The 18,764-nt window shown below is 73.2% G+C and carries 16 protein-coding genes; 9 read left to right on the forward strand and 7 right to left on the reverse strand.

Annotated elements, in window-relative coordinates; translation table 11 throughout:
* The first annotated feature begins 133 nt into the window (after nucleotides 1–133).
* The 3 genes from ACIQMU_RS16720 to ACIQMU_RS16730 all read left to right on the forward strand — a co-directional run bounded on the left by ACIQMU_RS16720 (nucleotide 134) and on the right by ACIQMU_RS16730 (nucleotide 4,168).
* On the forward strand, nucleotides 134–1,591 hold the full coding sequence (locus ACIQMU_RS16720; protein WP_402689089.1) for an HtaA domain-containing protein: 1,458 nt from the start codon (nucleotides 134–136) through the stop codon (nucleotides 1,589–1,591).
* 90 nt (nucleotides 1,592–1,681) lie between these two features.
* Nucleotides 1,682–3,325 carry an HtaA domain-containing protein gene (locus ACIQMU_RS16725; RefSeq protein WP_402689090.1) on the forward strand — a complete coding sequence of 548 codons (1,644 nt, stop codon included), beginning with the start codon at nucleotides 1,682–1,684 and terminating at the stop codon, nucleotides 3,323–3,325.
* A 120-nt stretch (nucleotides 3,326–3,445) separates the two neighbouring features.
* Nucleotides 3,446–4,168: a PhzF family phenazine biosynthesis protein gene (locus ACIQMU_RS16730; protein ID WP_352242380.1), complete on the forward strand. Its 723-nt coding sequence runs from the start codon at nucleotides 3,446–3,448 to the stop codon at nucleotides 4,166–4,168.
* Here the strand turns inward: ACIQMU_RS16730 and ACIQMU_RS16735 are convergent.
* Nucleotides 4,158–4,823, reverse strand: a complete 666-nt coding sequence (locus ACIQMU_RS16735) for a biliverdin-producing heme oxygenase (protein ID WP_352242381.1) — start codon at nucleotides 4,821–4,823, stop codon at nucleotides 4,158–4,160. The genes ACIQMU_RS16730 and ACIQMU_RS16735 overlap by 11 nt on opposite strands.
* A gap of 208 nt (nucleotides 4,824–5,031) precedes the next feature.
* Nucleotides 5,032–5,889 (reverse strand): type I methionyl aminopeptidase, encoded by an 858-nt coding sequence (map, locus tag ACIQMU_RS16740; protein WP_352242382.1) that lies wholly within the window; start codon nucleotides 5,887–5,889, stop codon nucleotides 5,032–5,034.
* Between the two features lie 58 nt (nucleotides 5,890–5,947).
* Between map and ACIQMU_RS16745 the strand changes: the two genes are divergently transcribed.
* Nucleotides 5,948–6,226 (forward strand): hypothetical protein, encoded by a 279-nt coding sequence (locus tag ACIQMU_RS16745; protein ID WP_352242383.1) that lies wholly within the window; start codon nucleotides 5,948–5,950, stop codon nucleotides 6,224–6,226.
* A gap of 107 nt (nucleotides 6,227–6,333) precedes the next feature.
* Here the strand turns inward: ACIQMU_RS16745 and ACIQMU_RS16750 are convergent, their stop codons facing one another.
* The gene (locus ACIQMU_RS16750; RefSeq protein ID WP_352242384.1) at nucleotides 6,334–7,644 is read right to left on the reverse strand and encodes an MFS transporter; all 1,311 of its coding nucleotides are present in this window, start codon (nucleotides 7,642–7,644) and stop codon (nucleotides 6,334–6,336) included.
* Between the two features lie 97 nt (nucleotides 7,645–7,741).
* Here ACIQMU_RS16750 and npdG point away from each other — a divergent pair, with 97 nt between their 5' ends.
* The 3 genes from npdG (at nucleotide 7,742) to ACIQMU_RS16765 (ending at nucleotide 10,019) form a co-directional block, all read left to right on the forward strand.
* Nucleotides 7,742–8,452, forward strand: coding sequence for an NADPH-dependent F420 reductase (npdG, locus tag ACIQMU_RS16755; RefSeq protein ID WP_402689091.1), 711 nt, complete (start codon nucleotides 7,742–7,744; stop codon nucleotides 8,450–8,452).
* Between the two features lie 100 nt (nucleotides 8,453–8,552).
* The gene (locus ACIQMU_RS16760; RefSeq protein WP_352242386.1) at nucleotides 8,553–8,741 is read left to right on the forward strand and encodes a hypothetical protein; all 189 of its coding nucleotides are present in this window, start codon (nucleotides 8,553–8,555) and stop codon (nucleotides 8,739–8,741) included.
* 255 nt (nucleotides 8,742–8,996) lie between these two features.
* Nucleotides 8,997–10,019 carry a DUF3533 domain-containing protein gene (locus ACIQMU_RS16765; RefSeq protein ID WP_352242463.1) on the forward strand — a complete coding sequence of 341 codons (1,023 nt, stop codon included), beginning with the start codon at nucleotides 8,997–8,999 and terminating at the stop codon, nucleotides 10,017–10,019.
* Here ACIQMU_RS16765 and ACIQMU_RS16770 read toward each other — a convergent pair.
* Entirely contained in the window at nucleotides 10,012–10,818 is an 807-nt protein-coding gene (locus tag ACIQMU_RS16770) for a site-2 protease family protein (protein WP_352242387.1), read from the reverse strand. The two genes, ACIQMU_RS16765 and ACIQMU_RS16770, sit on opposite strands and share 8 nt — an antisense overlap.
* 164 nt (nucleotides 10,819–10,982) lie before the next feature.
* Here ACIQMU_RS16770 and ACIQMU_RS16775 point away from each other — a divergent pair, with 164 nt between their 5' ends.
* Nucleotides 10,983–14,396 carry an AfsR/SARP family transcriptional regulator gene (locus tag ACIQMU_RS16775; protein ID WP_402689092.1) on the forward strand — a complete coding sequence of 1,138 codons (3,414 nt, stop codon included), beginning with the start codon at nucleotides 10,983–10,985 and terminating at the stop codon, nucleotides 14,394–14,396.
* Between the two features lie 10 nt (nucleotides 14,397–14,406).
* On the opposite strand, the gene ACIQMU_RS16780 is transcribed toward ACIQMU_RS16775, so the two are convergent.
* The 3 genes from ACIQMU_RS16780 to panB form a co-directional block, all read right to left on the reverse strand.
* Nucleotides 14,407–15,255, reverse strand: coding sequence for an ABC transporter permease (locus ACIQMU_RS16780; protein WP_352242389.1), 849 nt, complete (start codon nucleotides 15,253–15,255; stop codon nucleotides 14,407–14,409).
* A complete protein-coding gene (locus ACIQMU_RS16785) occupies nucleotides 15,252–16,274 on the reverse strand; it encodes an ATP-binding cassette domain-containing protein (RefSeq protein ID WP_352242390.1) in 1,023 nt (340 codons plus the stop codon). The genes ACIQMU_RS16780 and ACIQMU_RS16785 overlap by 4 nt, the downstream gene beginning before the upstream one ends.
* A 219-nt stretch (nucleotides 16,275–16,493) precedes the next feature.
* On the reverse strand, nucleotides 16,494–17,375 hold the full coding sequence (panB, locus tag ACIQMU_RS16790; RefSeq protein ID WP_352242391.1) for a 3-methyl-2-oxobutanoate hydroxymethyltransferase: 882 nt from the start codon (nucleotides 17,373–17,375) through the stop codon (nucleotides 16,494–16,496).
* A gap of 345 nt (nucleotides 17,376–17,720) precedes the next feature.
* On the opposite strand from panB, the gene ACIQMU_RS16795 reads away from it, so the two are divergent.
* Nucleotides 17,721–18,746 (forward strand): endonuclease/exonuclease/phosphatase family protein, encoded by a 1,026-nt coding sequence (locus ACIQMU_RS16795; RefSeq protein WP_352242392.1) that lies wholly within the window; start codon nucleotides 17,721–17,723, stop codon nucleotides 18,744–18,746.
* The last annotated feature ends 18 nt before the right edge of the window (nucleotides 18,747–18,764 follow it).

Below are 18,764 nucleotides of genomic sequence, written 5' to 3' on the forward strand. Positions count from 1 at the left end.
GGCACCGTCCTGTCGTTCTGCGGGGTGCGGCCGGCCGTTCGCGGGCAACGGCGTGACCGGAGGGGTTCCGACTCGGGCTGGATGTAGCTTAGGTTAGCCTCACCTAACTATCCAGTTCTCGGAGGGTTCCCTCATGCCGCCGTCCAGATCCGTCCGCGTGCTCGTCATCGCGCTCCTCGCGGGACTGCTGGGGGCCCTGCTCCCCGCCGTCACCGCGCACGCGGCGAGCCGCACGGTGCAGGGCGGCCGGCTGGACTGGAGTATCAAGTCCTCCTTCCAGAGTTACGTCACCGGGCCCATAGCCCAGGGCAGTTGGAGCCTGACCGGGGGCGCGGCCACGGTCGGCGGCAGCCAGTTCCGCTTCCACTCGGCGACCGGCTCCTACGATCCCGACACCGGGGCGCTCAACTCCGGATTCTCCGGCGGTGTGCACTTCAGCGGCCATCAGAAGGCCGACGGCGGCAGCGAACTTGACCTCACGATCAGCCGGCCCACCGTCAGGATCAGCGGCGGCAGGGGCACGCTCCACGCGGACATGGTCAGCAAGGAGCGGGAGACCGGCAGGGTGTCCCGCCGCTCCCAGGTGCCGCTGGCCTCGCTCGGCCTCGGCGGGATCGACATGAAGGGCGGTTCCACCCCCGTCGCCCTCACCGGCGTCCCCGCCACGCTGACCGAGCTGGGGGCCTCCGCCTTCGCCGGCTACTACACCGCGGGCACCCCGCTCGACCCGGTCAGCCTCTCCGTCGACACCACGGGCGCGGTCACCGAGCCGAAGCCGTCCGCCCCGGACGAGAGGAGGGGCGAGGGGAAGAAGGAGAGCGAGGAGGCGCGGGAGGCCGGGAAGAAGGCGGGCCGCTTCGAGGACGCCGCCGTCGACTGGGGCGTACGCCGCACGTTCCGCGAGTACGTCACCGGCTCCATCGGCCAGGGCGCGTGGACGCTCGCCGGCGGCGCCCAGGACGGCGGGGCCCTGTTCCGCTTCCCGCGGGGCAAGGGGACGTACGACGCGGAGAAGCGGACGCTGGACGCGGACTTCAGCGGCAGCGTCCGCTTCACCGGCGCCCAGGGCCTCGACCTGAAGTTCGCCGGGGTCACCGTCACCGTCGCCCGCGGCGAGGGCTCCCTGTCGGCGGACGTGACCCGCGAGGGCGCCACCCGCGAGGACGTCCCGCTCATCACCTTCCCCGCGAAGACCCTCGTGCCCAGGGGTGGCCTCGCCGTCCTCACCGAGGCCCCCGCCACCCTCACCGCGGAGGGAGCCGAGGCGTTCGGCTCCCTGTACAGGGCGGGCACCGCGATGGACCCCGTCTCTCTCGCGGTGGCCGTCGACGACAAGGCCCGGCTGCCCGCGCTGCCGGACCTCGGCAGCGAGCCGGCAGCGGCTGCCGAGCCCACGCCGGAGGCCGGGGAGCAGCCTTCCGCCGCACCGGCGGCCTCGTCCTCCGGTTCCGGTCCGAGCGCGGGCGGCTACCTCGCCGGCGGCGGCGTGCTGCTGCTTCTCGCGGTCACCGCGGGGTTCTTCGCCCTGCGCCGCCGCTCGGCGCGACCGGCCACCGGGGCCGCCGCCCCCGGCTCTCCCGAGGCTTCCTGACCCCGGGCGCCCCATGAGCGCCTGGTGAACCGTCACACCCTCCCCCTCCCCGCTTCTCTTCCACCCCCGTTCGCTAGGAGACCTACCGACATGGCAGCAACCCGCCGCCCCATAGCCCTTGCCGCGGCCGTCGCCACGGCCACCGCCCTCGGCGCGGCCCTCGCCCTTCCGGCCCTCGCGGCCGACGGCTCCTCCGCCCGGACGGCCCCCGTGGCCGGCGCGCCGAAGCTGGACCTGACCGACGGCACGCTCGACTGGGGCTTCAAGGAGTCCTTCCGCAAGTACCTCGCCTCCCCGTTCGCGCACGGCAGGATCACCGTCTCCGACGGCGCGAAGCAGGCGGAGAACAACGGCGCGTTCACGTTCGTCAACGGCAAGGGCGGCTACGACCCGAGCCCCGGCTCCCACGCCACCGCCACCGCGTTCGACGGCTCCGTCAACTTCTACGCCCACGAAGGCGTCCTGGACATCACGCTGTCCGATGTCAAGCTCTCCACCAAGGGCACGGGCGGCGCCATCACCGCGGACGTGAAGACGCCGGAGGGCACCACGGACGACGTGGACATCGCCGCGCTCGACCTGTCGGCCGTGAAGCCCGGGCAGGGCGACGGCGGCGCGATGGTCTTCGAGGACATCCCCGCCACGCTGACGAAGGCGGGCTCGGAGGCGTTCAACGGCCAGTACAAGGAGGGCGACGTCCTCGACCCGGCCACCCTCTCGGTGAAGGCGGCGGTGCCTCCCACGGGCGAGCCGACCGGAGAGCCCACGGGGGAGCCGACCGGTCGGCCCACGGGCGAGCCGACCGGGCCCACGGGCCGGCCCACCGGTCAGCCCCCGGGGGAGCCGACCGGTCAGCCCACGGGCCGGCCCACCGGGCCGACCGGCCGGCCCGGCACCGAGGCGTCGTCGTCCGCCTCCGAGACCGCCGCGCCCGTCAGCGGACCGGTCGTGGACGGCACCCTCGACTGGGGCGTCAAGGAGCGGTTCCGCTCCTATGTCGTCGGCCCCATCGCGCACGGCAAGGTCGAGACCGGTGAGGGCGCCGCCTCCGCCGCCGACGGCTACCGCTTCACCGAGGCCACCGGCCACCTCGACGCCGAGAAGAACACGCTGAACGCCGCCTTCACGGGCAAGGTGCGCTTCCTCGGCCACGAGACCAAGGGCGAGTACGCCCTCGACCTGGCCCTCAGCAACCTGAAGGTCGACATCGAGGGCACCTCGGGCACGCTTCTCGCCGACGTCTCCTCCAAGGACCGGAAGACCGGGAAGGTCAGCGAGTTCACCGGCCTGGCCATCGGCGACCTGAAGGTGCCTTCCGGCGCGCTGGCCGCCAAGGGCGGCATCGTCCACCTCAAGGGCGTCCCGGCGACGCTCACCGAGGGCGGCTCGAAGGCGTTCGCCGGCATGTACGAGAAGGGCGACGAACTCGACGCCCTGAGCATCGCGGTCTCGCTCGACGAGGACGCCCGGCTTCCGGGCGGCTCCACCACCGGCTCCGGCTCCTCCACCGGCTCCACCGGCGGTTCCGCGGCGGGTGGCTCCACCACCGGCGGCGGCACGGTCGGCGGCTCCACCGGCGGTTCGGTCGGCGGTTCGGTCGGCGGCGCCGGCGCCCTGGCCTCCACCGGCTCCGACATCCCGACCGGTGCCCTGATCGCCGCTTCCGGCGTCGTCGTGGCGGCCGGCGCCGGCGTCGTGATCGCGGCGCGCCGTCGCCGTGACGCCACCGCCTGACCCACCCGCCCCGCGCCCCGCGCTTCCCCCCGGGGCCGTACCGGCAGCACCGCCGGTACGGCCCCGGGGGCGTACCCGCTCGGTTCCCGCCGCGCCGCCGGGCAGTGCTTGAATGCCCCCGTGAGCGACTACGACGTACCCCCGGGCATCGACGTCCTGCGGGTGTTCTGCGGACCCGACGGCCGGCACGGCAACGCCCTCGGCGTCGTACGCGACGGACGCGGCCACCCCGACGACACCTCCCGCCAGCGGCTGACCCGCGAACTCGGCTTCAGCGAGACCGTGTTCGTCGACGACCCGGAGCGCGGTCGGGTGGACATCCACACCCCCGGGCTCCGGCTGCCCTTCGCCGGGCACCCGCTGGTGGGCACCGCCTGGCTGCTGGACCTGGAGGTCCTGGAGCTGGCTGTCGGGGACGTGTTCGCGCGCCAGGACGGGGAGTTCACCTGGATCACCGCCCGCCCCGAGTGGGTCCCGCCGCGCACGCTCCAGCGGTACGCGAGTGCCGCCGAGGTCGAGGCGCTGCCGGGACCGCCGCCCGGCGAGGGGTGGCTCTACGCGTGGGCCTGGGAGGACGAGGCGGCCGGGCGGGTGCGCGCGCGGGCCTTCCCGAGGCGCGGGGACGGGGTGGTCGAGGACGAGGCGACGGGCGCGGCGGCGCTGCTGCTCAGCGCGCGACTCGGCCGGGCCCTGAACATCACGCAGGGACGCGGCTCCCAGATTCTCACCGCGCCCGCGCCGGACGGCACGGTGGAGGTCGGGGGCCGCGTCCTGCTGGACGTACGGGGCCGACCCCGGACGGGGCCGACGCCGTTGGCTCGTGCGCGGGTGCTCAGGCGCTGAGCGGGAAGACCTCGCCCAGTTCGCGGAAGACCGCGGTGTTCAGCGCGAAGGCCCTCTTGCACTCCTCGACGACGCGCTGCTTCTCCAGGTCGTCCGCGTTCACCGCGTCCAGCAGCTCGCGGTAGCCCCGCTTGAAGGCGGCCGGGTTGGTGATCTCCTCGAAGACGTAGAACCGCACGCCGTCGCCCTTGCGCTCGAAGCCCCAGGTCTTCTCCGCCTTGTCGCGGATGATCTGACCGCCCGAGAGGTCGCCGAGGTAGCGCGTGTAGTGGTGGGCGACGTAACCGGCGGGCCAGCTGCGCGCGCACTCCGCGACCCGGGCCGCGTACGCCGCGGTGGCGGGCAGTGGCCGGAGGCCCTCGCGCCAGTCGCTCCCGCGCAGGTGCGCCAGGTCGCGCTCCAGCTCGGTGGAGCGCATCAGTTCGGGCTGTATGAACGGGCCCGCGACCGGGTCGCCGCGCAGGGCCTCCGCGCCGTCCTCCAGCGCCCGGTACACGAACCACAGCTGTTCGGTGTAGCGCGTGTACGCGTCCACCCCGAGCCGCCCGCCGAGCAGGTCGCTCATGAAGGACGAAGTCTCGGCCTCCGTGTGCTGCTCGTGCGACGCGGTGCGGATGAGCGTCGAGAAGGGAGTGGCGGTGGCGGTTGCGTCCAAGGCGGGCCTCCGGGGACCGAGGGGGACGGGACGTCCTGAAAGAGACGGACATGCCGGCGGGCGGCCGCGTAGTGGTACGGCGGTGCGCGCCGACACGCCCGATCCTCCTACTTAGGTTTACCTAAGTCAACCGGTTCCCGACTGTCTGTCGGTAAAAAGTCGTGCGCGACGTACCCGAAGGGTGCCGCTATGGCCGTTTCCGGGTGACTTACGGGAGGGTGAGGATCTCCGCCCCGGTCTCCGTGACCACCAGCGTGTGCTCGAACTGGGCCGTCCGCTTCCGGTCCTTCGTCACCACGGTCCAGCCGTCCTCCCACAGGTCGTACTCGTGGGTGCCCAGCGTCAGCATCGGCTCGATGGTGAACGTCATGCCCGGCTGCATCACCGTGGTGGCGTGCGGGCTGTCGTAGTGCGGGATGATCAGGCCGGAGTGGAACGAGGTGTTGATCCCGTGCCCGGTGAAGTCGCGCACGACCCCGTAGCCGAACCGCTTCGCGTACGACTCGATGACCCGGCCGATCACATTGATCTGGCGTCCGGGCCGGACCGCCTTGATGGCGCGGTTCAGTGACTCCCGGGTGCGCTCGACCAGCAGCCGGGACTCCTCGTCCACGTCGCCGCAGAGGTAGGTGGCGTTGTTGTCGCCGTGCACCCCGTTGATGTAGGCGGTGACGTCCAGGTTCACGATGTCGCCGTCGCGCAGCACGGTGGAGTCGGGGATGCCGTGGCAGATGACTTCGTTGAGCGAGCTGCACAGCGACTTCGGGAAGCCCCGGTAGCCGAGCGTCGAGGGGTACGCGCCGTGATCGACCATGAAGTCGTGCGCGACCCGGTCGAGCTGGTCCGTGGTGACCCCCGGGGCGATGTGCTTGGCGGCCTCCTCCATCGCCTGCGCGGCGATACGGCCCGCGACGCGCATCCGCTCCACGGTATCGGCGTCCTGCACCTCCGGGCCGGTGTACGGCGTCGGAGCCGGCTTCCCCACGTACTCGGGACGCCGGATGTTTCCGGGTACGGAACGGACGGGAGTGATCTCCCCTGGTACGAGAAGCGACTGGCCAGACATGCCAGCGAGTCTAACCAGCGCCCCCGGGGCACCATGGCAGGGAGGAAAGGAGCCGTCGATGGCCCTGTTCAAGAAGCGCACGGTCGGCAAACCGGGCGAATGGTACTACTGCCTGGAGCACAAGAAGGTCGAGGAAGGACCGGAGTGCCCGGCGCAGAACCGGTTCGGCCCCTACCCCTCCCGCGAGGCGGCGCAGCACGCGATGGACATCGCGCGCGAGCGGAATCTGGAGTGGGACACCGACCCCAGATGGCACGACGAGGACAAGGGGCCTTCAGGCCCTTCCCGGGACGACCCGGGCCCGTCCGGCGGCAACCCGCGCCCGTCCCGCGATTGAGGACGCCCTCTCCGCCCTATCCGGCCCCATCTGCGCTTACGGAACAGGTGCGGGCGCGGGGCGGGGGCCGGGGCTCCGGGAGCCCGGCCACCGGCCGGGCGCACGGCTCACGTCTGCTCCCGGGCCTCCCGCCTGCGCACCGCGTCCTCGTCCGTCTCGGAGTCGTACCGCACCAGCTTCGGCAGCGCGGCGGTCAGCAGCGCCACCGAGGCCACGCACGCCACCCCGCCCGTCCAGATCGCCGACCGGGTGCCCGTCCAGCCGGCCATCGCCCCGGCCCGCACCTGGCCCAGCTGCGGGCCGACGCTGTACGAGAGCACCTCGATGCCCGCTAGCCGGCCCCGCAGCTCCTCCGGGATCGTCTGGTTCCAGATCGTCGCCCGCCCCAGTCCGCTCAGCATGTCGCCCGCCCCCGCCACGGCCAGGCAGAGCAGCACCGCCCACACGCTGGAGAACCAGCCCGCCGCCGCGATGGCCAGCCCCCACGCCGTCGCACCGAACACCACGAACAGCCCGTGCCTGCGCACCCGTGACGTCCAGCCACTGGTCAGCCCCAGCGCCAGCGAGCCGACCGAGCCCGCCGCGTACATCAGGCCCAGGGACCACTCGGCGTCCAGGTCGTCCGCCAGGAACGGGAAGATCGTGTTCGGGAAGGCGAAGAACATCGCCGCCATGTCGATCGCGTACGTCCCCAGCAGCACCGGCCGGCTCCAGGCGTACCGCGCCCCCTCGACGATCCCGCGAAGCGACGGCTTCTGCGCGTCACCGGCGGGCGGCGCGGGCGACAGCCGCAGACAGAGCACCACGGAGACGGCGAACGTGCACACCGTCACCCCGTACGCCGTGCCGTGACCGGCGTACGCCACCACCAGACCGGCCAGCGCCGGGCCCGCGATGGCCCCGATCTGCCAGCGCAGCGAGTTCAGCGCGGCCGCCGCCGTCTGCTGCGCGTGCGGCACGATCCGGGCCATCAGCGAGTCCAGCGCGGGCCGCTGGAGCCCGGCGAGCGCGGACACCCCGCCGGCCACCACGTACAGCGGCCACAGCAACGGCTCCGGGAGCAGTGCGTTCACCAGCAGGATCGCGGCGAGCACGCCGAGCCCCGCCTCGGTGAGCAGGATGACCCGGCGGCGGTCCACCGAGTCCGCCAGCGCCCCGCCGTACAGCCCGAAGACCACCAGCGGCACCAGCTCCACCGCGCCCATCGCCCCGACCGCGAGCGGCGAACCCGTGAGGTCCTTGATCTGGAGCGGCAGCGCGATGAGCGCCATGAAGCTGCCGAAGTAGGTGATCAGCCCCTGGACCCACAGCAGCCGGAAGTCCGCCGAGGAACGCCACGGCGCGAGGTCCGGCAGCAGGGCGCGGATTCTGGAGGGCGGTGGCGCGGAGGGGGAGGGCGACGGAGGCGCTGAGGTCACGAAGAGCCATGATCGGCACTCCGGGGCGCCCCGGGCAACCCGATTTCCCCGCGCCGGGGGCCGATTCCCGGGAGCTACCTGGCAGTAGGGTCGGCTCATGACTACACAGGACAACGGCAGCGCGCCCAAGCCCCCCGCCAAGGACCCCTGGGACCTCCCCGACGTCTCCGGCAGAAGCGTCGGCGTGCTCGGCGGGACCGGCCCGCAGGGGCGCGGCCTCGCCTACCGGCTCGCCCGCGCCGGACAGCGCGTCACTCTCGGCTCCCGGGACGCGGCCCGCGCCGAGCAGGCCGCGGCCGAGCTGGGCTTCGGCGTCGAGGGCGCGGACAACGCGGAGTGCGCCCGGCGCAGCGACATCGTGATCGTCGCCGTGCCGTGGGACGGCCACGCCGAGACGCTGAGGTCCCTGCGCGAGGAACTCACGGGCAAGCTCGTGATCGACTGCGTCAACCCGCTCGGCTTCGACAAGAAGGGCGCCTACGCCCTCAAGCCCGAGGAGGGCAGCGCCGCCGAACAGGCCGCCGCCCTGCTGCCGGACTCCCGGGTCACGGCCGCCTTCCACCACCTCTCGGCCGTGCTGCTCCAGGACGAGTCCATCGAGGAGATCGACACCGACGTGCTGGTCCTGGGCGAGGCGCGGGCCGACACGGACGTGGTGCAGGCCCTGGCCGGCCGGATCCCCGGGATGCGCGGCATCTTCGCGGGCCGGCTGCGCAACGCCCACCAGGTCGAGTCGCTGGTCGCCAACCTGATCTCGGTCAACCGCCGCTACAAGGCCCACGCCGGGCTGCGCACCACCGACGTCTGAGCGCGCCCCGCCCCCGGGACACCTCCCCGGGACGGGGCACAACGGGGCATGGGGGACACTGGACGGGACCGCGACCCGTTTCCGACAGGAGTCGACCCCCATGCCCCGCATCGCTCTCTACGCCCTCGTCGTCTGCGTCCTCGCCGTCGTGGCGGCCGTGGTCTCCTTCGTCCAGGGCAGCCTGCTCGGGATCGTCTGGGTGCTCATCGCGGGGCTGTCGTCGAACATGACCTGGTTCTACGTCCGCCGGCACCGGCTGACCGCCGCAGGCACCGCCGGCACCGGCTGACCGCCGCAGGGGGCCGGCTCCTGCCCTCCCCTCACGCCTTCCGGCCGGACCTCCGGCCCCCGCTTCCCCCTCGCCGGTCCGCCGATCGTGTCGAGCGCCCCTCCGCGCGGCGCGTCCGCCGGGCCCCGGCGCCGCGGAGCGCCGACGATGGGACGGACCCGTCGGCCGTCCGGCGTCGGCGTGTGCGACGAGGGAGACCCGGTGTCAGAGGCGAGGAACAGGTCCGTGGCCACGGTCCGGACGGACGACCGGGGCATGCTGGGCGAAGTGCGCGACGCGGTGACCACCCGGTCGGCGCTCGTCATGCTGGGAGTCCTGCTGCTGCAACTGGGCTTCGCCCTGTCCTACATGGGAGCGTTCCACGCCCCCGAGCCCCGTGGGGTTCCGGTCACCGTGGTCGCACCGCCCGCCGTCGAACGCACCCTGATGGCGCGGCTCGACGCCCTGCCGGAGGACCCCCTCGACGTCACCGCCGCCGAGGACCGGGCCGAGGCCCGGGCGCGGCTGCTCGACCGGCGCACCGACGCCGCCCTCGTCGTGGACCCGGCCGGCCGCACCGACACCCTGCTCGTCGCCTCGGCGGGAGGGCCGTCCGCCTCCACGGCGGCCACCGAGATCCTGCGCGAGGTCTCCCGCGCGCAGAACCGCACGCTCGTGGTGCGGGACGTCCGGCCGCCGGACGCGGGGGACTCCCGGGGGCTCTCCTCCTTCTACCTCGTGCTCAGCTGGACGATCGGCGGCTACCTCGCCGCGTCCGCCCTCAACATGGCGGCCGGCTCTAAGCGCCCGACCCTGCTCCGCACCCTGATCAGGCTGACGGCGATGCTGCCGTACGCCTTCGTCTCGGGCATCGGCGGCGCGATCATCGTCGGCCCGGTGCTCGACTGCCTTCCGGGGGCGTTCTGGGAACTCGTCGGCATCGGCACCCTGGTGGTGTTCGCCTCCGGTGCCGTCGGCGTCGCCCTCCAGTCCCTGGCGGGCACGATCGGCCTCGGCCTGACCATTGCGATCTTCACGGTGCTGGGCAACCCCAGCTCCGGCGGGGTGTACCCGGCCTCGCTGCTGCCGCCGTTCTGGAGCGCGATCGGACAGGCCCTGCCCCCGGGCGCCGGAACGACGGTGGTGCGCAACACCGTCTACTTCGACGGCAACGCCACCGCCGGTGCGCTGTGGGTGCTCGGGGCCTGGGCCTTCGGCGGTATCGCCGTCGCGGTGCTGTCCGCCGCCCTGCGGCACCGGGGGCGCACGCCCCGCACGGCGGCGGCGCCCGTCACGTGAGCGCGCAGCCCGGGTCCTGTTCGTCGAAGAGGCCCCGCCAGAAGCGGTAGGCGTCGTAGCCGCAGTACCGCTGGAACTCCTCGACGCCGAGTCCGCCCAGCAGGGTGTGGACCCCGTCGAAGAAGACGATGTTCACACCGGGGATCCACAGGACGGCGAACACCGCGAGCAGCCCGAACGGCGCGATCGGCTCCACCTGGCGCCTGACCCGGTACGAGAGCCAGGGCTCGATCACCCCGTAACCGTCCAGCCCCGGGATCGGCAGGAAGTTCAAGATCGCCGCCGTCACCTGGAGCATCGCCAGGAACGCCAGGGCGTACTGGAAGGCGCGGGGCACCCCGTCGAGCGCGTCCAGCCAGAACGGGGCCGTGCACACGACCGCGAACGCCACGTTCGTCAGCGGGCCCGCCGCCGAGATCAGGCTGTGCCTCCACCGGCCGCGGATCCGGCCGCGCTCGATGTACACAGCGCCGCCGGGCAGCCCGATCCCGCCCATGATCACGAAGAGCACCGGCAGCACGATGCTGAGCAGCGCGTGCGTGTACTTCAGCGGATTGAGCGTCAGATATCCCTTGGACCCGACCGAGAGGTCACCGCTGTGCAGCGCCGTACGGGCGTGCGCGTACTCGTGCAGGCAGAGCGAGACGACCCAGGCCCCGGTGACGAACACGAAGACCGCGAAGCCGGTGGCGTCCGCGAAACCGGTCCACACCGCCCAGCCCGCGACCGCGGTGACAGCGGCGATGCCGAGGAAGACCGGGCTGATCCTCCGGTCGCCGCGGGTTGCTGCGGTGGTCATCGGCACTCGACTCCTGGACTGGGGCTGGAGGGCTGGGGCGGGGCGAAGAAGTCCGGGTCGACGGACCGGAGGCATCCGGGTCGACAGGGCGGGAACGTCCGGGACCGGCGACGGAGTTCCGCCCTGTCGACACCGCGCCCCGCTCCGTCGCGGACAATGGGCTCGTGCGCTACTGCATCCTCGGTACCACCCGGGCACTTCGCGACGACGGCACGGCCGTCGCCCTCGGCGGGGCGCGGCTGCGCGCCCTGCTCACCGTTCTCGCGCTGGACCCCGGCCGGACCGTCCCGGCCGGGGTCCTCGTGGACGAGGTGTGGGCCGGCGACCCGCCCACCGACGCGACCGGTGCCCTCCAGGCCCTGGTCGGGCGGCTGCGGCGGGCCCTGGGCCGTAGTGCCGTCGAGTCCGTGGCGGGCGGCTACCGCCTCGCCGCCCCGCCGGACGCCGTGGACCTGCACCGCTTCGAGCGCCTGACGGGAGAGGGCGGCCGGGCCCTGGAGGACGGCGACGCCTCGCGCGCCCTCGCCGCCCTGGACGAGGCCCTCGCGCTGTGGAACGGGCCCGCGCTCGCCGATCTGCCCGACCGTACGGCCACGGCGTCCCGCTGGGAGGCCCGCAGACTCGACGCGCGGCGGTCCGGGCTCGCCGCCCTCCTCGTCCTCGGGAGAGCGGGGGAGGCCCTGCCGGAGCTGGCCGCGCTCTGCGACGCCCACCCGCTCGACGAACCACTCCAGGTCCTGCGCATCACGGCCCTGCGGGACGCCGGGCGCCCCGCCGAGGCGCTGGCCGCCTACGAGAGGGTCCGCCGGATGCTCGACGACCGGCTCGGCACCGCCCCCGGCCCGGCGCTGCGCACCCTGCACGCCGAACTCCTCCGCCGGGTACCGGCCGCGCCGCCTGCCGCGGAGCCCGCGGCGGGCGCAGCTCCCGGCGAGCCGTCCGCCGCCGCCACTCCGTCCGCCGCCGGCACGGGCCCCCTCCCGGCGGCACCGTTCCCGTCCGCGCCCGGGAACCTCCGCGCCCGGCTCACCAGCTTCGTGGGACGCGGGAGCGACATCGCCGCGCTGCGCGAGGACCTGACGCGGAGCCGGCTCGTCACCCTGCTCGGCCCCGGCGGCGCCGGAAAGACCCGGCTGTCCCAGGAGACCGCGGAAGCAGCCGCCGAGAGCTGGCCCGACGGCGTCTGGCTCGCCGAGCTGGCCCCCGTCGACGACCCGGACGCCGTGCCCGCAGCCGTCCTGACCGCACTCGGCGCCCGGGAGACCGTGCTGCGCGGAGCCGGGGCCGAGGAGCTGCGGGCCGCCGACCGCGGGGCCCACGACCCCCTCCTCCGGCTCACCGAGCACTGCGCCCCGCGCCGGATGCTCCTCCTGCTGGACAACTGCGAGCACGTCATCGGGGCAGCGGCCGCCCTCACCGACCGTCTGCTGTCCCACTGCCCGCAGCTCACCGTCCTCGCCACCAGCCGCGAACCCCTCGGCGTACCGGGCGAGTTCGTCCGCCCGGTGGATCCGCTGCCCGGCCCGATGGCGCTGCGCCTGCTCGCCGAACGCGGGGCCGCCGCCCGGCCCGGCTTCCGCACCGACGCGGACGAGGGCACGGCGGCCGCCTGCGCCGAGATCTGCCGCCGTCTGGACGGGCTGCCCCTCGCCATCGAACTGGCCGCCGCCCGGCTGCGGATGCTCACCCCGCGGCAGATCGCCGACCGGCTGGACGACCGCTTCCGCCTCCTCACCAACGGCAGCCGGACCGTGCTGCCCCGGCAGCAGACCCTGCGCGCCGTCGTCGACTGGTCCTGGGACCTCCTCGACGCCGCCGAACGCGCCGTACTGCGCCGGCTCTCCGTCTTCGCCGGAGGCTGCCCCCTCGCCGCCGCCGAGGAGGTCTGCGCGCTCCCCGCCCCCGACGACGGCGTCGCCGTCGGCTCCCGGGACGTCGCCGCCCTGCTCGGCTCCCTGGTCGACAAGTCCCTCGTCGTCGCCGCGCCCGGCGACGACGAGGAGATGCGCTACCGGCTGCTGGAAACCGTCGGCGAGTACGCGGCCGAACGCCTGGAGGAGGCGGGCGAGCGGGACGCCGTCGAGCGGCGCCACCTGGTCCACTACCGCGAACTGGCCCGCATCACCGGACCGCGGGTGCGCGGCGCCGGACAACGGGACGCCATCGCGGTCCTCCAGCGCGAGTACGAGAACCTGCGCACCGCGCTCCGCCACGCCGTCGCCGCCCGGGACGAGCAGGAGGCGCTGTGCATGGTGCTGTCGTTGTCCTGGTACTGGATGCTGCGCGACCTGCGCGCGGACGCCCGCCAGTGGGCCGGGGCCGCCGCCTCGCTCGGCCCCGACCCGTTCGCCCCGCCCGGCGTCCGGGCCCCCTCCCTGCCGGAGAGGACCACGGACCGGCCGCCGCCGTGGGTGAGCGACCAGGTGGCGGAGGCGCGGCGCGGGGTGGGACTGATCGAACTGGCCAGCGCGGACCACACGATGGAGGAGTGGAGCGTCGAGGAAGGCCAGGCGCGGCTGCGGATCATCGCCCGCTCCTACCGTGCGGGCCAGCCGCAGACCTGCCGCGCGCCCGGTTCGCTCTGGATGTTCGCGGTCCTGCTCTCCGGTGAGACCGACGGCCTGCGCGAGCTGATGGACGAGACGGTCCGGGCCTCCCGGAAGTACAGCTACGAGTGGGAGCTCGGCGCCACGCTCCAGATGCGGTCGAAAATCCTGGCCAACCGCCCCGAACGGGCGGACGAAGCCCTGGCCGACGCCGACGAGAGTCTGGAGATCTTCGTCCGGCTCGGAGACGACTGGGGCGCCGCGGAATCGCTCGCGTCCCGGGGCGAGGTGAACGAGCAGAGGGGCCGGTTCGCCGAGGCCGCCGAGGACTACCTGGCAGCGGTGGGTTACGCCCGGGCGCTCGGCGCCGAGGTGCAGGCGGCGGTCCTGCGCGCCCGGTACGCCGGAGTCCTCGCCGATCTGGACCGCTTCGACGAGGCGGAGGCCATTCTCCGGGAGATCATCGGCAACGGGCGGTTCGCCGGCCACGAGGCGGTGCCGGTCGCCCGGCTGCACCTGGGGTTCCTGCTCGGGCGCCAGGGCCGGGTCGACGAGGCGCGGGAGCAGATGACGCTGCTGCGCGCCGAGTTCAGCTCCCACATGGTCGCGGGCTTCGACGGCTTCGTGCTCGGAGTGCTGGCCTGGCTGGACAACCTCGACGGAGCGTACGCCTCCGCCCTGGGGAGGGGACTGGCCGCGCTGAGCCGCTCCCAGGACCGGCTGTCGACGATGATCGCCCCGCACATGGCGTCCATGCAGCTGATGGTCATCGCCCGCGCCCTCGCCGGACTCGACGGCGCCGGGGCTCCGGAGGCCGCCGCCCGGCTGCTCGGCCTCCAGAAGGCGCTGCTGCCCCCGAAGCACGTGCCGACCGTGATGGAGAACCACTACCGGGAGACCGCCGAACAGGCGGTCCGGGCCCGGATCGGTACGGACGCGTACACGGCGGCGTACGAGGAGGGCGGCGGCCTCACGATGGAGGAGGCCGCCGCCCTGGCACAGACGTTCCGGCGGGCGGACCCGTCGGCGTAACGCCCGGTGCTCAGGCTTTCCTGCGGAACTTGGACACCGCCAGCGGGGCCATCACCAGCGTGATGCCCGCAGCCCAGGCGAGCGTCACCCAGACCGCGTCGGCGACCGGGCCGCCCATCATCAGGCCCCGCACCGCGTCCGCGAGATTGGACAGCGGGTTGTAGTCCGTGAAGGTCTGGAGCCACCCCGGCATGGTCTGGGGCGGGGCGAAGATGGAGGAACCGAACTGCAGCGGCATCAGCACCAGCATTCCCATTCCCTGGACCGCCTGGGCCGTCTTCATGCTCAGCCCCAGCACGATGAAGATCCACATGATGGCGGCGCTGAACAGCGCCGACAGCGCGACCGCCGTGAGGAGGCCGGCCACGGACGTGCCCAGCTCCATGCCGAGGGCGAAGCCCATGACGAGCAGGATGACCGTGGCGACCATCATCCGGCCCAGCTCGACCACGATCTTGGCGATGAGCACCGAGGACCGGGCGATCGGCATCGTACGGAACCGGTCCATGACGCCCTTGCGGAAGTCGTCGTTGACCCCGGTGCCGACGGCCATGGCGATGTTCATGCCCATCATCGCCATCAGCCCGGGTATCAGGTAGTTCAGGTAGTCCTGCCGGTCCCCGCCGAGGCTCCCGCCGACCGAGCCGCCGAAGACGTAGACGAACAGCAGCGTGAAGATGACCGGCATCAGGAGGACGTCGAACATCGACTCGGGGTCCTTCTTGATCTGGAGCAGATTGCGCCGCACCAGAGCCCCGATGTGCCGCAGGTTCGCCCGCAGCCCGATCCGGCCCTCCTCGTCCCGCGCCGTGACGGGAGCGGTCCCGACGGGGGCGGGGGTCAGTGTCGTCGTGCTCATGCGGCGACCTCCTGGGCAGCCTGGTCGGAGAGGGGGGCGGCCTTGTCGCCGGTGATCGCGAGGAACACCTCGTCGAGGCTGGGCAGCGCGGTGGAGACATGGGCGAGGGAGAACCCCCGGACGCCCAGCAGCCCGATGACCGCGGTCAGCTGCTCGTCGCTGAGGATCGGCACGTACAGCAGCCCCTCGTCCGGCACGGCCTGCGCCCCGGCCACGCCGTCCAGCCCGGCCTCCCGGATCGCCTGCGCCATCGCGGCCAGCTCCGCCGGGTCCGAGGGCCGGATCTGGAGGGTGCGTCCGCCGACCTTCGCCTTCAGCTCGTCCACCCCGCCCCGGGCGATGATCTTCCCGCGGTCGATCACGGTCAGCTCCTTGGCGAGCTGCTCCGCCTCCTCCATGTACTGGGTGGTCAGCAGGACGGTCGCGCCCTCGGCGACCATCCGCTGCACCTCGTCCCAGACCTCGTTGCGGGTCCGGGGGTCGAGCCCGGTCGTCGGCTCGTCCAGGAAGAGCACCGAGGGGTTGCCGATCATCGAGGCGGCGAGGTCGAGCCGGCGGCGCATCCCGCCGGAGTACTCCATGCAGGCCCGCTTGGCGGCCTCGGTGAGCGAGAACCGCTCCAGCAGTTCGTCGGCGCGGGCCCGCGCCCGCTTGCGGGGCAGGTCGAGCAGCCGCCCGATCATGTAGAGGTTCTCCCAGCCGGAGAGCTTCTCGTCGACCGAGGCGTACTGCCCGGTGAGGCCGATGACGCGGCGCAGCTGACGGGGCTGCCTCACCACGTCGTGGCCCGCGACGACCGCGCGGCCGGCGTCCGGGGTGATCAGAGTGGACAGGCAGCGTACGAGAGTGGTCTTGCCGGCGCCGTTGGGGCCGAGCACACCGAGGACGGTGCCCTCGCGGACGTCGAGGTCCACGCCGTCCAGCGCCTTGGTCTCGCCGTAGTGCTTGACCAGCCCCCGCACCTCGACGGCGTTCGGGCCGCTGCCGGGGTTCTTGTCGATTCGTTCCATGCCCACCATCAGACCAGCACCCACCGACAACTCGCCGACAGGCGGCCGACAGCCCGCCGACGGTGGATGTCGGCAGGCTGCCGGTGGTGCGGGAAGGGGCCGGAGCGTGCGGTGCGGACCGGCCAGCGCGTCAACGTCGGGCGCGCCGCGGCGGTGACCGGCGGAGGCGCTGCCACGCCGGCCGGGGGAGCCGTGCTCCCCCGGCCGGCGGCAGCGAGTGCCCGGGGGTCAGTGGAACGTGTGCTCCGGCGCCGGGAACGTCCCGCCGACGACCTCGTCCGCGAACTCCTTCGCCGCGTCGCCGAGGACCTGGCGCAGGTTCGCGTACTGCTTGGTGAAGCGCGGCACCTTGCCGCCGGTCAGCCCGACCATGTCCGTGTAGACGAGCACCTGAGCGTCGGTCGCGGAACCGGCGCCGATGCCGACGGTCGGGATGTGCAGTGTGCGGGTGACCTCGGCGGCCAGCTCGGCGGGCACCAGCTCCAGCACGACCGCGAACGCGCCCGCGTCCTGGACGGCCTTGGCGTCGCGCAGCAACTGCTGGGCGGCCTCCTCGCCGCGCCCCTGGACCCGGTAGCCCATCGCGTTGACCGACTGCGGGGTCAGCCCGATGTGGCCCATGACCGGGATGCCGGCCTCGACCAGCAGCCGTATCTGCTCGTGGGACCGCTCGCCGCCCTCCAGCTTGACCGCTCCGACGCCCGACTCCTTGATCAGCCGGGTCGCGTTGCGCAGCGCCTGGACGGGCCCCTCCTGGTAGGACCCGAAAGGCAGGTCGCCGACGATGAGGGCGCGCTTGGTGCCCCGGACGACGGCCGCGGACAGCATGGCGATCTCGTCCATCGTGACGGGCACGGTGGTCTCGTAGCCGAGGTGGCAGTTGCCCATCGAGTCCCCGACGAGCATGACCGGAATCCCGGCCTCGTCGAAGACGGACGCGGTCATCGCGTCGTAGGCGGTGAGCATCGGCCACTTCTCGCCGCGCTCCGTGGCCGCGGCGATGTCGTGGACGGTGATGCGGCGGGTGGACTTCCCTCCGTACAGCGCTTTGCTGCTGTCGGCGGACGCGCCCGCGGGGGAGGACGGATTCTGTGCAGCCTGAAGCGACATGGCCGGTGGCTCCTTCGTCATCTCGAGGCGCCCTGACGGCGTCCCCGGATTCCTCCCATGGTGGCATCCCGCCCCGGCGCCGGGGAAGTGGGCCTCGCGGACCTCGTCACCGACGTTCTGCCGGGGGACCCGCCCCGTTACGGGTGTGACCGTTCTGTCACAAGGCGCCACGGCCGGCCCCGGGCCGGAACCCGTCGTCGCCCCTCCGTCGTCCTGCTCTCCGTACGGGCGTTCCGTACGGTCGGGTGTCCGTCGGGCCGGTGGGCCGACGGACGGAAGGACGCCGCTCATCGCCTAGGGTCGGGAGCGCGGCGATGTGCAGGGCAAGGCAGTGAGGACAGCGCGATGGTGCAGGCGTACGGAGCGGACACGGGCAACGGCAGCGCGGAGCAGCCCGAGGCCGGCGATTCCCGCTTCCGGGGCCTGTGGGACCGGCTGAGGTCCGACCGGGGCATCTGGCGGCGCGGGGTCGTGCTGGCCCTCTTCTCGGTGCTGCTGACCCTGCTGATGGTCGTCCACGCCCAGATCCCCAACCGGTTCGGCAACCTCGGCAGCCTCATCGAGACGTTCCTGCCGTGGGTCGCGGTCTTCATCCCGGTGCTGCTGATCCTGGGCCTGCTGCGGCGGTCCGCGACGGCCCTGATCGCCCTCCTGCTGCCCGCCGTGGTCTGGCTCAACGTGTTCGGCGGCCTGCTCACCGACAAGTCCGGCGGCGGCGGCGACCTCACCGTCGCCACCCACAACGTCAACGCGGGCAACCCCGACCCCGCCGGCACCGCCCAGCAGGTAGCCGGTTCCGGGGCGGACGTCGTGGCCCTCCAGGAACTTCCGGTCCGGCAGGTCTCCACGTACGAGAAGTCGCTGGCCGACCGCTATCCGTACCACTCCGTCCAGGGCACCGTGGGCCTGTGGAGCAAGTACCCGCTGGCCGACACCGAGCCGGTCGACATCAAGATGGGCTGGACCCGGGCGATGCGCTCGACGGTCAGGACCCCGCAGGGCGAGGTCGCGGTGTACGTCGCCCACCTGCCGTCCGTCCGCGTGAAGCTGCACGCCGGGTTCACCGCCAACCAGCGCGACAACAGCGCCGACGCCCTCGGCGAGGCCATCGCCGACGAGCGGGTGGAGCGCGTCGTCCTGCTCGGCGACCTGAACGGCACGATGAACGACCGGTCGCTGAACGGGGTCACCTCCCAGATGCGTTCCACCCAGGGCGCGGCGGGCGACGGCTTCGGATTCAGCTGGCCCGCCTCGTTCCCGATGGCCCGCATCGACCAGATCATGGTCAAGGGGATCGAGCCTTTGTCCTCCTGGACGCTCGCGGCGACCGACAGCGACCACCTCCCGATCGCGGCCCGCGTCGAGCTGTGACGCCGGTCCAGCGGCGCC

It is taken from the genome of Streptomyces sp. NPDC091649 (assembly GCF_044756785.1).
GTDB lineage: Bacteria > Actinomycetota > Actinomycetes > Streptomycetales > Streptomycetaceae > Streptomyces.